Origin of the sequence: Pseudomonas sp. A-RE-19 (genome assembly GCF_019956555.1) — a bacterium.
In the GTDB taxonomy this organism is placed as follows: domain Bacteria; phylum Pseudomonadota; class Gammaproteobacteria; order Pseudomonadales; family Pseudomonadaceae; genus Aquipseudomonas.
In genome coordinates, this window is record NZ_JAHBDQ010000029.1 from 51246 (window position 1) to 66588 (window position 15343).

A 15343-nucleotide genomic window follows, 5' to 3' on the forward strand; every position below is an offset into this window, starting at 1 on the left:
GGCAGCTCCTACTTTTTAAAGCGCAGGGTGAGGGCGTCGGCCACCGCCGGGTGGACGAACTTGGTGATATCGCCGCCCAGGGCTGCGATTTCACGGACCAGCGTTGAGGAAATGAACGAATAACGCTCGGACGGAGTAAGAAACAGGCTTTCCACATCCGGCGCCAGTTGGCGGTTCATGTTGGCCAGCTGGAATTCGTATTCAAAGTCCGACACCGCGCGCAACCCACGCAGGAACACATTGGCGTTCTTCTCTTTGGCGAAGTGCGCGAGCAACGTCGAGAAACCGACGACTTCAACGTTCGGCAAATGTTTGGTGACCTCGCGGGCCAGCTCCACACGTTGTTCCAGGGGAAACAACGGGTTTTTCTTCGGGCTGGCGGCGACGGCGATGATCACGTGATCGAACAGGCGCGAGGCGCGTTCGACCAGATCGCCATGGCCCTTGGTAATAGGGTCGAAGGTACCTGGGTACAACACTCGGTTCATCGCGTCGTCCTGGCGGGAATCCGTTGGGGAGTCGGATGGTATCGCAGCCTTCCCGGTCGGCCAAGTCGCCTGTTGGGTAAGAAAGCACTATAGACGATGGGAATCTTCCGCGTTTTCATGGGTTTTTCAGGCGTTCGGCCAGTGAAGTCGCCAGTTTCGCCGTCAGCCCGTAGACCGACAATTGTGGGTTTGCGCCAATGCTGGTGGGGAACAGCGAGCCGTCATGTATCGACAGATTGTGCAGTTGGTGATGTCGACCGAGGCTGTCGGTCACGGCGTTTTTCGGGTCTTCACCCATGGCACAACCGCCCATCACATGGGCGCTCCCCAGGCGTGTGCGGTACAACTCAAGGCTCAATTCGTCGATCAATGCGCGCGCTTCGGCGAGGGTTTTCACATAACGAGCGTCGGCATGCATCGGCATCACGGCGTTGGCGCCACCGGCGAACTGGATCTCGGCCATGCTGTGGAAGGCCCGGCGCACACCGTCCCAGGCGTAGGGTGAAACCTGATAGTCGAGCACTGGCGTGCCGTCACTGCGCAATTCGACGCTGCCACCGGGGCTGTCCGAGTGAAAACCGTCCCGCAGCAACGCCAGCATGGCGTGGGTATGCGGCAGGTTTTCCATGTGCCGGGCGCTTTCTGTGCCGAAACCGCCGAGCAAGGTGCTGGCCAGCGCCGGGTGCAATGGCGGGACTTCCAATTTGTAAGACATCTTGCCGGTGGTGCCGTCCTGCCATTGGAAATGGTCGGAATAGATCGATTGCGGCGCGCCGTAGAACGGGTTGATCACCTCATCGAACAGTCCGGCGGACATGTTCACCAAGTGCAGGAATGTCCGTTTGCCCAGCCGCTTGTGAGGGTCTGGCGCCTCGGAGCGCAATAGGAGCGCCGGGCTGTTGATCCCGCCGCCCGCCAGCACGTAATGCCGCGCCTGGACCGTAATCGTGCGTCCGGTAGGCGCAACGCAACGCTCATCCATTGCCACACAGTGCAAGCCAGTGACCTTGCCGTCCTTGATCGACAGCTTTTCGGCGCGGGCCAGATAGAGCAGTTCGCCACCCTTTTCCAGCGTCGCCGGAATGGTCGTCACCAGCATCGATTGCTTGGCGTTAGTCGGGCAACCCATGCCGCAGTAGCCGATGTTCCAGCAGCCGCGCACGTTGCGCGGGATCACATGCCAGGCGTAGCCGAGTTTTTCGCAGCCTTTGCGGATCACGTCATTGTTGGCGTTGGGCGGGATCATCCAGGGGGCGACACCCAGGCGTTGTTCCATTTGCTCGAACCAGGGCGCCATCTCGGTCGGCGTGTGGCCTTTGACGTCGTGTTCTTTGGCCCAGTGTTCCAGCGTCGGGGCCGGGGTGCGAAAGCTCGAGGTCCAGTTGATCAGGGTGGTGCCGCCCACCGCCCGGCCCTGAAGAATGGTGATCGCGCCGTCCTTGCTCATGCGCCCGATGCCTTCCTGATAGAGGCTGGTGTAGGCCTGGTCTTCGAGCATCTTGAAATCGCTGCTGGTCTTGAGCGGGCCTTCTTCGATCAGCAACACCTTGTAGCCGGCGGCGCTGAGGATTTCGGCGGTGGTCCCGCCGCCGGCACCGCTGCCGATGATTGCCACGTCCGCTTCGAGGGTCAGGTCCTGGCTCAGTCGGGCGCCGTTGTAGGTTTTCCAGCCACGGGCCAGGCCTTCGCGGAACGGATCGGGTACGGGCATGTTTGGGTTCTCTTATTGTTTTGGATTCTGTGGTGAGGCTGCAGACGCTATCGCGAGCAGGCTCGCTCCCACATGGATCGCGTAACCCCTGTGGGAGCGAGCCTGCTCGCGATAGGGGGCTCCACGGTCTCAAACCGAAGGCGGCCCCGGATACCCGCAATGCGCCCACGACTCCGCCCGGCTGTACCACGCCATCATCACCATTTGCAGTAAGGAGCTGTGGCCCATGCGCAGCAGGCTCAATGAGCTGTTTTCCCAACGGTCGAGAAAACGCCGGATAGCTTCGCTGCTGGCATTTTCCCAGCTGCCCCAGATCCCGGTCAGGGGGCCGCGGGTGATGCTCATCCCCAGCACATCGAACAATTGCCGGGTCAGTTTGAGCATTTCCGGCGACAGGTGATTCAGACCGTTATCCAGGTACTGCAGGGTCTCGGCCACGGCGTCCGGCATTTTTTCGACGGCCACGGCGCCGTCGAGCATCACCGGGATCAGTGCCCGCAAAAACAGCAGGTCGCCGCTGCGCAAAATCGCGAAACCGCTGGCCGGGGTACTCGACGAGCAGCCGCTGAGGCTTGCGCCTAATCCGGCCGTGGCCAGAAAGGCAGTGGCGCCGAGGCTGAATTTAAGCAGGCCGCGCCGTGACAGCGCGGGTGTGTCGAACAGGCTTGGGCTCATTATTGTTATTACCCGGCGGTGATGATCGTTAGCGGATAAACAGTTTCTGGATCAGTTTCTGAATGGATTTGCCGTAGGGCGGATAGATCAGCTTCGCCGCATTGAAACGCTGTTTGATCAGCACGCCCTTGGCCTTGCTGAAGGTCAGGAAACCTTCGTGGCCGTGGTAGTGGCCCATGCCCGAGGCACCGATGCCGCCAAATGGCATGTCATCCTGAGCGACGTGCAGCAAGGTGTCATTGAGGCAAACACCGCCGGAATGGGTTTCGTCGAGGACGCGATTTTGCTCACGCTTGTCGTAGCCGAAGTAATACAGGGCCAGCGGACGCGGCCGTTGGTTGATGTAGGCAAATGCTTCATCGAGATCCTTGTACGGCACGATCGGCAGCAGCGGGCCGAAGATTTCGTCCTGCATCACCGTCATGTCGTCGCTGACATTGAGCAGCAGGCTATGACTCATGCGTCGGTCCTGGCCCTGATCGAACAGCGGAATCAGCAGCGCGCCCTTGCTGGTGGCGTCGCTGAGGTAGCCGTTGAGCCGCGCCTGTTGTCGGTCATTGATGATGGCGGTGTAGTCCGGGTTGTCGGCCAGGGTCGGATAAAACCCACGAACCGCCTGACGATAGGCTTCGACGAAAGAGCCGACGCGGTCTTCCGGCACCAGTACGTAGTCGGGGGCGACACAGGTTTGCCCGGCATTGAGGGTCTTGCCGAAAGCGATGCGTTCGGCGGCGTCCTTGAGCGGCACGTCGCGGGAAACGATGGCCGGAGACTTGCCACCCAGTTCGAGGGTCACCGGCGTCAGGTTCTCGGCCGCCGCGCGCATCACGTGTTTGCCGATGCTGGTGGCGCCGGTGAACAGCAAGTGATCAAAACGCAGCCGCGAGAACGCCACGCCGATATCGGCCTCGCCCAGCACCACGCAGACCAGGTCCTGGGGAAAAACCCGGCCCAGCAATTCCTTGAGCAGCAAACCGGTGGCGGGGGTCGATTCGCTGAGTTTGAGCATCACCCGGTTGCCCGCCGCCAATGCACCCACCAGCGGCCCGATGGCCAGGTAAAGGGGATAGTTCCACGGCACGATCACCCCGACTACGCCCAACGGTTGGTAAACGACTTTGGCCGACGCCGGCTGAAAGGCCAGGCCGACTTTGCGCCGCGAGGCTTTCATCCAGTCTTTGAGGTGCCGGCTGGCATAGTGAATGCCGTGCAGGCTGGGCATCAGTTCGGCGAGCAGGGTTTCATCGGCGCTGCGGTGGCTGAAATCCTGGCTGATGGCGTCGATCAGGGCCTGGCGTTCGGTGCTCAGCAGCTCCCGCAATGCTTTTAGCCATTGCTGGCGCTGTGCCGCGGGCGGCATCGGGTTGGCTGCATACGCCGCGCGCTGAGCGTTGAACAGGGTTTGGAGCTCTTCCAGAGGCTGCTGCAGGTTCTGTAAGTAGGCAATGTCAGCAGGCATGGTCGGCTCCGGATTTATTGTAATGAGGAACTTTTTAGAGTTTATGCTCTAGGAAGTCAAATGGCACTTTGGTGCGGCTTTGTTTTAACCACGGGCGGATAGGTCGTAAGATGCCCCCATCGCACAATTAAAGCTCAAGCCATGGCCCCTAGGATCAAAACCAGCGAGCGCATCGTGCAGAACAGCCTGGAGCTGTTCAATCAACAGGGCGAGCGCAGTATCAGCACCAATCACATTGCGGCCCACATGGAGATTTCCCCGGGCAACCTGTACTACCACTTCCCCAACAAGCAGGCGATCATCGCCGTGTTGTTCAGTGAGTACGAAAACCTGGTGGACAGCTTCCTGCGCCCGCCCCAGGGTCGCGCCGCGACAGTCGAAGACAAGCGCTTCTACCTCAAGGAATTGCTCTCCGCCATGTGGCGCTACCGCTTCCTGCATCGCGACCTCGAGCACTTGCTCGACAGCGATCCCGAACTGGCTGCCCGTTACCGGCGCTTTTCCCAGCGCTGCCTGATCCAGGGCACGCACATCTACGCGGGCTTCGTCGAGGCCGGCATTCTGTGCATGGACAAGGTTCAGATCGAATCCCTGACCCTCAATGCCTGGATCATCCTCACATCGTGGGTGCGTTTTCTGTGCACCACGCGGGAAAACTCCAACCACCTGAGCGAACAGGCCATTAAACGGGGCGTGTATCAGGTGTTGGTGCTGGAGGCCGGCTTCGTTACTGATCAATCTCGCGATGCGGTGAATGCGCTGTTTGAAGAGTTTTATGTGCCGCTGGCCCAAGCGCTGGAAGAAGTGGGATAAAGAGTGCAGTAGGATTGAAGACGACAACATCACAGGAGCCTGTTATGCCCATTGCGCAACTGATCAGCCCTCAAGCGTTGGACCTGAAAAAGGAGCAGCCGGGGCTGGTGATTCTGGATTGTCGTTTTGCCCTCGAAGACCCGGACTACGGTCAGCGCAGCTATGCCGAAGGCCATATTGCCGGTTCGAGTTTTGCCGATCTTGAGCGTGATTTGAGCGGGACGGTGGTCAAGGGAGTTACCGGGCGCCATCCGTTGCCCAAAGCCGCCGATTTGATCGAACGCTTGCAAGCATGGGGCATCAATGCCGACAGCGAAGTGGTTTTGTACGACGATGGCCCCGGCGCCTACGCGGCGCGAGCCTGGTGGTTGCTGGCCTGGCTGGGCAAGCGCGACGGCGTGTTCATCCTCGATGGCGGGCTGAAAGCCTGGCATGCAGCCGGGTTGCCCCTGAGTCTTGATCCGCCGACGATCACTCGCGGCACCTTCACCGGAACGCCGGATGCTTCGTTGGTGCTCAGTGCCGAGCAGCTCCAGCAACGTCTCGGCCAGCCTGCGTTGACCTTGCTCGACGCCCGCGCCTTGCCGCGCTTCAAGGGTGAAGTGGAGCCGATCGATCCGATTGCCGGGCACATCCCTGGCGCGCAATGCGCCGCGTTCACCGAGAACCTGGGCAGCGACGGGCGTTTCCTGCCGGCGGATCAGCTCAAACAGCGGTTTGCCGCGAAGCTCGGTGATCGTTCGCCGACGGAGCTGGTCGCGTACTGCGGCTCTGGCGTGACGGCTTGCCATAACCTGTTTGCGTTGTGCCTGGCCGGTTATCCGTTGGGGGCGCTGTATGCCGGTTCGTGGAGCGAATGGATCAACGATCCCGGGCACGGCATCGCCAAGGGCGAGTGAGCCTCAAACGATCATCACGGCTGCGCACGGTGATACGGCCTGATCGGAGTCCGTTCACTTGCGCCCTGTGCTGGCCAGCCATTGGGGAATCCGCCGTTCCAGGTAGTAACCCGGTTGTCGGAACGAGCCATCGACGAAGCCGACATGCCCGCCCTTGGCCTGCAACTCGAATTGGGTGCAGGCGGACAACTCGTCCGCTTGCGGCAGGCTATGAGGAAAGACAAACGGATCATCGGCTGCCTGAATGATCAGGGTCGGCGTACGAATCTCTCCAAGGAAATAACGACTCGAAGCGCGACGATAGTAATCCGCGGCATCGGCGAAACCATTCAGCGGTGCGGTCACCCGGCCATCGAAATCCCAGAAAGTACGCATATTCTCCAGTGAGCCCAGCGCCGCCAATGCCGCCAAGCCATCCTGATGCCCCTCATGCTGGAACCTGCGCTGCTTGTTCTTGATGTAGGCGACCATCTCCCGCATGAAATGCGCTTGATAGAATTTGGAAAAACCCTGGCTGATACGATCGGCACACTGATCGAGCCGAAACGGCACCGATACCGCCACCGCGCCGAGTACACCGCTATTGCTGCCGGTTTCGCCCAGATGCTTGAGCAACACGTTACCGCCCATGGAATAACCGACCGCATACAGCGGTGCGAGGGGGCGCTGGGTCCGTAGGTGTTTGATGGTTTCGGCCAGGTCTTCACTGGCCCCGGAATGGTAACTGCGTGGCAACAGATTGGGTTCGCCGGAACAGCCTCGCCAGTTCAGCGCGACACTGGCCCAACCCTGGGCGCCCAGCGCCTTTTGCATGCCAGCCACGTAAGGCGAGTTCGACGAGCCTGTCAGGCCGTGCAACACCAGCACCAACGGCGCATTCGCGCTGTGGGGGCCGTGCCAGTCCAGGTCAAGGAAATCGCCGTCTTCGAGCCATAAACGTTCGCGCTCGCGGTCCAGATGTGTGGTTTTGCGCCATAGCGGTCCCCACAAGGTTTGTAAGTGCGGATTGCCCAGGCCGTAGGCGGGGCTGAAACGGGGGGTGAAACGTTCTGACAGATGGGACACGATTGCTCTCGATGCAGCGGTGCTTACCCGCAGCGTTAGCTGGCTGAGCTTCGCACCGTTTGTTCAGGCCGGACTAACCGGCTATCCCTGCCATACGTTGCCACAACGCGTAGTACACCCGTCCTGATTTTTGCTCCCGATGCAGGCGCCAATTTTCTGGCAAACCCAATATCGACGGTGCGGTTTCGCTTTCAGTGTAGACCCACGCATCGTCACTCAGCCAATGACGCTCTTCGAGCAACGTGCAAACGACCGGCAACAGATTCTGATTGAACGGCGGGTCGAGAAACACCAGATCGAACGCCGTGGCCGGCTGGGTTTCCAGATAGCGCAAGGCGTCGGCAGTCTGTACCTGGCCGGTGGTGCAGCGCAGGGTGCCCAGATGTTCCTTGATGCTCGCTACCGCGATGTTGCTGGCATCCAGCGCCTGGCCCATTGCTGCGCCACGGGACAAAGCCTCGAGGAACAAAGCGCCACTTCCGGCAAATGGGTCGAGCACCTTGGCCCCGGCGACATAAGGCGCGAGCCAGTTGAACAGGGTTTCACGGACTCGGTCCGGCGTTGGACGCAAGCCTGGTGCATCGGGGAAGCTCAGCTTTCGGCTGCCCCATTCACCGCCGATGATGCGCAGTTGATTCACACCGTTATGCACGTTGTGAACAGGTTTTTTAGGACGCGATGGACGGGCCATTAATGCTCCGGAACCCCGAGCGGTTGCTCGGCAGGTTTGTCAGAAGGGGCCGGCAACGGCTTTTGTGGCACGGTCGGGCCAGCGCTGACGATGACCAGTTTGTCCGTGCTCAGGTGTTTGTTCAATGCGGCTTTGACTTGCTCGACGGTCAGGCTCTGGGACTGTTGCATGAAGTCCTCAAGGTAGCTCAACGGCAAGTTGTAGAAACCCATGGCGCCGAGCTGACCGACGATATCGGCGTTGCTGGCGGTGGACAGCGGAAAGCTGCCGGCCAGTTCGCGCTTGGCGTCGTCGAGTTCTTTCTCGGTGGGGCCGGTTTTAAGGTAGTCGGCGAGCACATCCTGCACCAGTTTCAGGGTGCCTTCGCTCATCTCGGCCCGGGTTTGCAGGTTGATCATGAACGGGCCGCGAGCCTGCATCGGGGTGAAGCCCGAATACACGCCGTAGGCCAGGCCGCGTTTCTCGCGCACTTCGCTCATCAACCGGGTGCCGAAACCACCGCCGCCAAGGATCTGATTGCCCAGGGACAGCGCTGCGTAATCCGGATCGTCACGGTCGATGCCCAGTTGCGCGAGCATCAGGTTGGTCTGCTTGGATGGAAACTCGATGTGGCCAATGCTGGGCTTGGGGTCGGTCGGTTGTTCGATTTTCGCCAGGGCCGGGCCTTTGGGCAGGTCGGCAGACACTTGTGCGGCAATCGCCTCGGCCTCGGCACGCGACAGGTCGCCCACCAGCGCAATCACCACATTGCCAGCGGCGTAGGCTTTCTGATGGAAGGCTCTCAGCTGCGCCAGAGTGATCGCAGGAATGCTTTTCGCCGTGCCGTCGCTGGAGTGTGCGTACGGGTGATCGCCATACAAGCGGTTCATCAGCTCCAGGCTGGCGAGTTTGCCGGGGTTCTGTTTCTGATATTCGAAGCCGGCCAGCATCTGGTTCTTGATGCGGGCGAACGAATCGGCGGGGAGGGTCGGTTTGCCGACGACTTCAGCGAACAGCTTCAAGGCAGGCTCGCGTTTGTCCACGGCACTGAGGCTGCGCAAGGAGGCAATCGCCATGTCTTTATACGCGCCGTTGCCGAAGTCGGCCCCCAGGCCTTCGAAGCCCTGGGCGATAGCGCTGACATCTTTGCCGGCCACGCCTTCATTGAGCATGGCGTTGGTCAGCACTGCCAGCCCGGGTGCATCGCCGTCCTGGCTGCTGCCGGCGGCGAAGATCAGGCGCATGTCGAACATCGGCAGCTCCCGGGCTTCGACGAACAACACCTTGGCCCCTTCAGCCGTGTTCCAGGTCTGCACGTTCAGTGAGCGATGGCTTGGGGCCTTGCCGTCGAGTTCTGCCAGCGATTGCAGCTTCTGGCTGGACTTGGCCTTGTCCAGGGCTTCGCTGGCCCTGGTTTCGTCGGATCTGGACAAATAGAAAGCGGCAGACCCGATCAGGGCGGCAGCGATCAGGCCGATCAGGGCCAGGCGCGATTTCTTACGCTCACTCATGAGTCGTCTCCTGTGGCAGTACATGGGCGACGCTGAGACGTTCGCGGGTGAAATACAGCTTGGCGGCTTTCTGGATGTCTTGCGGGGTCACGCTTTCCAGGTCGGCGAGTTCGGTGTCCATCAGTTTCCAGGACAGGCCGACGGTTTCCAGTTGGCCGATGGCGGTGGCCTGGCTGGTGATCGAGTCGCGCTCGTAGACCAGACCGGCAATGACCTGCGCTCGCACGCGCTCCAGCTCTTCAGTGGACGGTGCGGTGGTTTTCAGCTGTTCAAGCAGCTTCCACAGACCGGCTTCAGCCTGAGCCATGGTTTTCTTTTTCTGGGTGTTCGGCGTGGCGGATAAGGTAAACAGGCTGTCGCCGCGGGTATAGGCGTCGTAGCTCGACGAACCGCCGGACACCAGCTCTTCGCCACGTTCCAGTTGCGTCGGGATGCGGCCGCTGTAACCGCCGTCAAGCAGGGCAGAGATCAGCCTCAGGGCGCTCACCAGGCGCTTGTCTTCAGCGGTGGCGATGCTCGGCACGTTGAAGCCCAGCATCAGGCTCGGCAATTGGGTTTGCACATGCAGGGTAATCTGCCGTTCGCCGGGCTCGGCCAGTTCCAGCGGGATTTTCGCCGGTGGCACGTCGCGCTTGGCGATCGGGCCGAAGTAACGCTGGGCCAGGGTTTTGACTTCGTCCGGGGTCACGTCACCGACCACCACCAGGGTGGCGTTGTTCGGCACATACCAGGATTGATACCAGTGGCGCAGCTCTTCGACTTTCATGCGGTCGAGGTCCGCCATCCAGCCGATGGTCGGCGTGTGATAACCGCTGGCGGGGTAGGCCATGGCCATGAAACGTTCGTAGGCCTTGGACATCGGCTTGTCGTCGGTGCGCAGGCGACGCTCTTCCTTGATCACCTCGATCTCGCGGGCGAACTCGTCGGCCGGCAGGCGCAGGTTGGCCATGCGGTCGGCTTCCAGTTCGAAGGCCACGCCCAGACGGTCGCGGGCCAGCACCTGGTAATACGCGGTGAAGTCATCGCCGGTGAAGGCATTTTCTTCGGCGCCGAGGTCGCGAAGGATCAGCGAGGCTTCACCGGGGCCGACTTTCTCGCTGCCCTTGAACATCATGTGTTCCAGCGCGTGGGACAACCCGGTCTGGCCCGGGGTCTCATAGCTTGAGCCGACCTTGTACCAGATCTGGGAAACGACGACCGGCGCACGATGGTCTTCGCGCACGACGACCTTCAGACCGTTGTCGAGGGTGAATTCGTGGGTGGGTTGTGGGTCGGCAGCCAGAGCTGAAAGGGGCAGACAAACTGTGCTGAGCAGCAGGCCTGCAGCGCGGCGGGCTAGAGCATTCATTCGTTTTTAAACCTGTTGGGCTGCCCGCTGGTCTTAGCGTCGGCGGGCGAGAGGGTGCTAGGATACTGATCCGTTTTACTGGCGGCCACGCCTATCAGGCCTTTGATCGGTCAGTAGGTTGTTTGGGTTTACGGCTTGGACTTTGAGTTTGTCAGCTAAACTCCGCGTTTTCGCCGACGATGCCGCTCCAGTCCTTCGTATTAATCAACCTTTGAGGTGCTGTTGGCACCTCGACAAAATGTTGCGCGTGAACAAGCTGGATGAATCGCAGTCTGTTCTGCATCGAATTATTTATTGCCGGGGCGCCCTTTGGCGCGTCGCTACTGTGAGATAGCCGTCCTCCATGTTTGGTTCCAACGACGACAAGAAGACCCCAGCTGCGGCTGGCGAGAAGAAAAGCCTGTTCGGATGGCTGCGCAAAAAGCCGCAGGAACCCGTTGTCGAACAGCCACAGCCACTTCCTGAGCCAACACCTGCGCCGGTCATGGAAGAACAGCTCGCGCCGATTGCCGAGCCGGTACTGCAAGTCGTGGCCGAGTCTGAGCCTCAAACCGCAGTCGTGGCCTCATTGCCACTGACGCCGGCCGCCCAGCCGTGGCTGACGTTGCCGGTGGCGGAAGAGCCGGTGGCGCTGGTCGAAGATGAGCAAGCGCCTCACATTTCGCCGCCGATCCCGGCCCCGACCGCGTTTGCGCCTGAGCCGGTTCAGGCGCCAGTGGTTGAGCCGGTTGTTGAACCCGTGTTCGTGGCCGAGGCTGCGCCGGTTGTTCCAGAGCCTGTAGTGCCGGCATTTGTTCCCCCGGTTGCTCCGGTTGTTCAAGCGCCTGAGCCTGAGCCTGCACCTGCACCTGCACCTGCACCTGCACCTGCACCTGCACCTGCACCTGCACCTGCACCTGTCATCGTTCCTGTTGTCGCCACGCCTGTTGCGCCCGTCGAAACTCCGGTCGAGCCTGTGCGTACCGAAGAGTCCAAAGCCGGCTTCTTCGCCCGCCTCAAGCAAGGACTGTCCAAGACCAGTGCCAGCATTGGCGAGGGCATGGCCAGCCTGTTCCTCGGCAAGAAAATCATCGATGACGAGCTGCTCGAAGACATCGAAACCCGTCTGCTGACCGCCGATGTCGGCGTCGAAGCGACCTCGGTGATCATTCAGCGCCTGACCCAGAAAGTCGCCCGAAAAGAACTGGCCGATGCCGATGCGCTGTACAAATCCCTGCAAGCCGAGCTGGCAGCGATGCTCAAACCGGTTGAGCAGCCGCTGAAAATCACCTCGCAGAACAAGCCGTTCGTGATTCTGGTGGTGGGCGTCAACGGCGCCGGCAAGACCACCACCATCGGCAAACTGGCGAAGAAACTGCAACTCGACGGCAAGAAAGTCATGCTCGCCGCCGGTGACACCTTCCGTGCCGCAGCGGTCGAGCAATTGCAGGTCTGGGGCGAGCGCAACAAGATTCCAGTCATCGCCCAGCACACCGGTGCCGACTCGGCGTCGGTCATCTTCGATGCCGTGCAGGCCGCCAAGGCCCGTGGCATTGATGTGCTGATCGCCGACACTGCCGGTCGTTTGCACACCAAAGACAACTTGATGGAAGAGTTGAAAAAGGTTCGCCGGGTGATCGGCAAGCTCGACGCCGATGCGCCGCACGAAGTGCTGCTGGTGCTCGATGCCGGTACCGGCCAGAACGCCATCAACCAGGCCAAGCAATTCAACCAGACCGTCGAACTGACCGGCCTGGCGCTGACCAAGCTTGACGGCACCGCCAAGGGTGGGGTGATTTTTGCCCTGGCCAAGCAGTTTGGCTTGCCGATTCGCTATATCGGCGTCGGTGAAGGCATCGACGATTTGCGTACTTTTGAAGCAGAACCCTTTGTCCAGGCACTGTTTGCCGAGCGGGAGCGTTCATGATTCGTTTCGAACAGGTCGGTAAACGCTACCCGAATGGTCACGTCGGCTTGCATGAGCTGAGCTTTCGAGTCCGTCGGGGCGAATTCTTGTTTGTCACCGGCCATTCCGGCGCCGGTAAAAGCACCTTGTTGCGACTGCTGTTAGCCATGGAGCGTCCGACCACCGGCAAATTGCTGTTGGCAGGGCAAGATCTGGGCACGATCAGCAACGCGCAGATTCCATTCCTGCGCCGGCAAATCGGCGTGGTGTTCCAGAACCACCAGCTGCTGTTCGATCGCACGGTGTTCAACAACGTCGCATTGCCGTTGCAGATCCTGGGCCTGTCCAAGGCTGAGGTCGCCAAACGCGTGGACTCAGCCCTGGAGCGCGTGGCGCTCTCGGATAAAACCGATCTCTACCCTGGCGACCTGTCCACCGGTCAACAACAGCGCGTTGGCATCGCCCGCGCCATCGTTCACCGTCCGGCCTTGCTGCTGGCGGACGAGCCGACCGGTAACCTCGATCCGCGTCTGGCAGCCGAGATCATGGGGGTGTTCGAAGACATCAACCGTCTGGGCACCAGCGTGTTGATCGCCAGTCACGACCTGGCACTGATCGCCCGCATGCGTCACCGCATGCTGACTCTGCAGCGCGGCCGATTGATCGGCGACGGGGAGGCTGGCGTATGAGTGCGACACGCAGCCCCAAGGTTTCCGAGCGCGTGGCCCCGAAGGCCGCCGACCCGCAACCGCAGAAGAAAAAACGCGACGATGACGACGGCCCGGACTTCGCCACGCTGTTCCGCGCCTGGCTCGAAAGCCACCGCGCCAGTCTGCTGGACAGCTTGCGCCGCTTGGGCAAACAGCCGATCGGCAGCTTTTTCACCTGCATGGTGATGGCCGTTGCCCTGAGCTTGCCCATGGGGCTGTCACTTTTGCTAAGTAACGTCGAGCGTCTCGGCGGTTCCTGGCAGCGTGCGGCGCAGATTTCCCTGTATCTGGAACTTGATGCCAGCCCTGAACAGGGTGAGTCGTTGCGCGAACAGATCAAAGGCATACCCGGTGTGGCCGATGCCGAATACGTGGGGCGCGATCAGGCGCTGGAAGAGTTCCAGCAGCAGTCCGGTCTGGGCGAAGCGCTCAAGGAGCTCCCGGAAAACCCGCTGCCAGGCGTGGTTCTGGTGACCCCGAACGAGGTCGACAAGCCTGCGCTTGAAGCATTAAGACAAAAACTTTCCGAATTGCCGAAGGTACAACAGGCGCAACTTGATCTAGTCTGGGTCGAGCGTCTGGCGGCCATCCTCAAGCTGGGCGACCGTTTTGTCTTCGGTCTGACCGTTCTTTTGGTTTCTGCATTACTTTTGGTGATAGGCAATACCATTCGTCTTCATATTGAAAACCGCCGCACAGAGATAGAAGTGATTAAACTCGTCGGCGGCACTGACAGCTATGTGCGCAGGCCCTTTCTGTACATGGGCGCGCTTTATGGCTTCGGTGCGGGAGTTTTTTCCTGGGGCGTATTGGCGTTTGGCCTGAACTGGCTGAACGACGCGGTGGTTGGACTGGCCGGTTTGTACGGCAGTGATTTTGCGCTGGCCGGAGTGCCAGTTGCCGACGGTCTATCGCTCTTGCTTGGCGCGGTGCTGTTGGGGTATATCGGTGCATGGATTGCAGTCGCACGCCACCTGCGGGAGCTTGCGCCAAAGTAATATCATTTTGCTCGTATTGACGCTTTCAGCGTTTATGGGAACTTGCCTTTTGGTTTCCGGTCAATTTTCGCAGTGCTGAACTGCACGAGTTATGTAAGTCGGAGGTTTTTTCGTATGACCAATTCTTTGCAACCTGCATATGCTCTGGTCCCGGGTGCGAACCTGGAGGCCTATGTGCACACGGTGAACAGCATTCCATTGCTGACACCGGAGCAGGAGCGTGAACTGGCCGAGAGTCTCTATTATGAGCAGGATTTGGGGGCGGCTCGGCAGATGGTGCTCGCCCACCTGCGTTTTGTCGTACATATCGCCCGTAGCTATTCCGGCTACGGCCTGGCCCAGGCTGACCTGATCCAGGAAGGCAACGTCGGCTTGATGAAAGCGGTCAAGCGTTTCAACCCGGAAATGGGCGTACGCCTGGTGTCCTTTGCGGTGCACTGGATCAAGGCGGAAATCCACGAGTTCATCCTGCGCAACTGGCGGATCGTGAAAGTCGCGACCACCAAGGCCCAGCGCAAGCTGTTCTTCAACCTGCGCAGCCAGAAAAAACGTCTGGCCTGGTTGAACAACGAGGAAGTCCATCGCGTGGCGGAAAGCCTTGGCGTAGAGCCGCGGGAAGTACGCGAGATGGAAAGTCGCCTGACCGGCCATGACATGGCCTTCGACCCGGCTGCGGAAGCGGACGACGACAGCGCTTTCCAATCGCCGGCCAACTATCTGGAAGACCACCGGTATGACCCGGCCCGTCAACTGGAAGATGCCGACTGGAGCGACAACTCCAACCACAACCTGCACGAAGCGCTTGAAGTGCTGGACGACCGCAGCCGTGACATCCTCTACCAGCGCTGGCTGGCAGAAGAAAAAGCCACGCTGCACGACTTGGCGCAGAAGTACAACGTGTCGGCCGAGCGTATTCGCCAGCTCGAGAAGAGCGCGATGAACAAGCTCAAGTTGTCGATTGCGGCATAATCTGTGCACCGGCAATAAAAAACGCCCCGATCATTGATCGGGGCGTTTTTGTTTGTACCCGCTTATACCGACCCCCTGTAGGAGCGAGGCTTGCCCGCGAAAGCGGTGTGTCAGTCGACATTATTTCTGAATGACACACCGC

14 protein-coding genes are annotated in these 15343 nt (G+C 60.4%); 6 read left to right on the top strand and 8 right to left on the bottom strand.

Going from position 1 to position 15343, the window contains the following annotated elements; all coding sequences use genetic code 11:
- Positions 1-8 precede the first annotated feature (8 nt).
- The 4 genes from coaD to KGB14_RS18860 all read right to left on the bottom strand — a co-directional run bounded on the left by coaD (position 9) and on the right by KGB14_RS18860 (position 4333).
- Positions 9-488 (bottom strand): pantetheine-phosphate adenylyltransferase, encoded by a 480-nt coding sequence (gene coaD / locus KGB14_RS18845; protein WP_007897855.1) that lies wholly within the window; start codon positions 486-488, stop codon positions 9-11.
- A gap of 115 nt (positions 489-603) precedes the next feature.
- Positions 604-2199, bottom strand: coding sequence for a GMC family oxidoreductase (locus KGB14_RS18850; RefSeq protein ID WP_223488245.1), 1596 nt, complete (start codon positions 2197-2199; stop codon positions 604-606).
- Positions 2200-2328: 129 nt separating this feature from the next.
- Positions 2329-2874, bottom strand: coding sequence for a twin-arginine translocation pathway signal protein (locus KGB14_RS18855; protein ID WP_223488246.1), 546 nt, complete (start codon positions 2872-2874; stop codon positions 2329-2331).
- Positions 2875-2902: 28 nt separating this feature from the next.
- Positions 2903-4333 (bottom strand): coniferyl aldehyde dehydrogenase, encoded by a 1431-nt coding sequence (locus KGB14_RS18860; RefSeq protein WP_223488247.1) that lies wholly within the window; start codon positions 4331-4333, stop codon positions 2903-2905.
- A 141-nt stretch (positions 4334-4474) separates the two neighbouring features.
- Here KGB14_RS18860 and KGB14_RS18865 point away from each other — a divergent pair, with 141 nt between their 5' ends.
- Positions 4475-5146, top strand: a complete 672-nt coding sequence (locus KGB14_RS18865; protein WP_223488248.1) for a TetR/AcrR family transcriptional regulator — start codon at positions 4475-4477, stop codon at positions 5144-5146.
- Between the two features lie 44 nt (positions 5147-5190).
- Entirely contained in the window at positions 5191-6045 is an 855-nt protein-coding gene (locus KGB14_RS18870) for a sulfurtransferase (protein ID WP_223488249.1), read from the top strand.
- A gap of 54 nt (positions 6046-6099) precedes the next feature.
- On the opposite strand, the gene KGB14_RS18875 is transcribed toward KGB14_RS18870, so the two are convergent.
- The 4 genes from KGB14_RS18875 to KGB14_RS18890 all read right to left on the bottom strand — a co-directional run bounded on the left by KGB14_RS18875 (position 6100) and on the right by KGB14_RS18890 (position 10639).
- The gene (locus KGB14_RS18875; protein ID WP_223488250.1) at positions 6100-7110 is read right to left on the bottom strand and encodes a hydrolase; all 1011 of its coding nucleotides are present in this window, start codon (positions 7108-7110) and stop codon (positions 6100-6102) included.
- Between the two features lie 73 nt (positions 7111-7183).
- Positions 7184-7801 (bottom strand): 16S rRNA (guanine(966)-N(2))-methyltransferase RsmD, encoded by a 618-nt coding sequence (rsmD, locus tag KGB14_RS18880; protein WP_223488251.1) that lies wholly within the window; start codon positions 7799-7801, stop codon positions 7184-7186.
- Positions 7801-9291, bottom strand: a complete 1491-nt coding sequence (locus tag KGB14_RS18885; protein ID WP_223488252.1) for a M16 family metallopeptidase — start codon at positions 9289-9291, stop codon at positions 7801-7803. Before KGB14_RS18885 ends, rsmD begins: the two co-directional genes overlap by 1 nt.
- Entirely contained in the window at positions 9284-10639 is a 1356-nt protein-coding gene (locus KGB14_RS18890; RefSeq protein ID WP_223488253.1) for a M16 family metallopeptidase, read from the bottom strand. The genes KGB14_RS18885 and KGB14_RS18890 overlap by 8 nt, the downstream gene beginning before the upstream one ends.
- 343 nt (positions 10640-10982) lie before the next feature.
- Between KGB14_RS18890 and ftsY the strand changes: the two genes are divergently transcribed.
- From ftsY to rpoH, 4 genes are all read left to right on the top strand, one after another.
- On the top strand, positions 10983-12545 hold the full coding sequence (gene ftsY / locus KGB14_RS18895; protein ID WP_223488254.1) for a signal recognition particle-docking protein FtsY: 1563 nt from the start codon (positions 10983-10985) through the stop codon (positions 12543-12545).
- Positions 12542-13213, top strand: a complete 672-nt coding sequence (gene ftsE / locus KGB14_RS18900) for a cell division ATP-binding protein FtsE (protein ID WP_105340799.1) — start codon at positions 12542-12544, stop codon at positions 13211-13213. The genes ftsY and ftsE overlap by 4 nt, the downstream gene beginning before the upstream one ends.
- Positions 13210-14232, top strand: a complete 1023-nt coding sequence (ftsX, locus tag KGB14_RS18905) for a permease-like cell division protein FtsX (RefSeq protein ID WP_223488255.1) — start codon at positions 13210-13212, stop codon at positions 14230-14232. The genes ftsE and ftsX overlap by 4 nt, the downstream gene beginning before the upstream one ends.
- A 114-nt stretch (positions 14233-14346) precedes the next feature.
- Positions 14347-15201 (top strand): RNA polymerase sigma factor RpoH, encoded by an 855-nt coding sequence (gene rpoH, locus KGB14_RS18910; protein WP_007897890.1) that lies wholly within the window; start codon positions 14347-14349, stop codon positions 15199-15201.
- Positions 15202-15343: the final 142 nt, after the last annotated feature.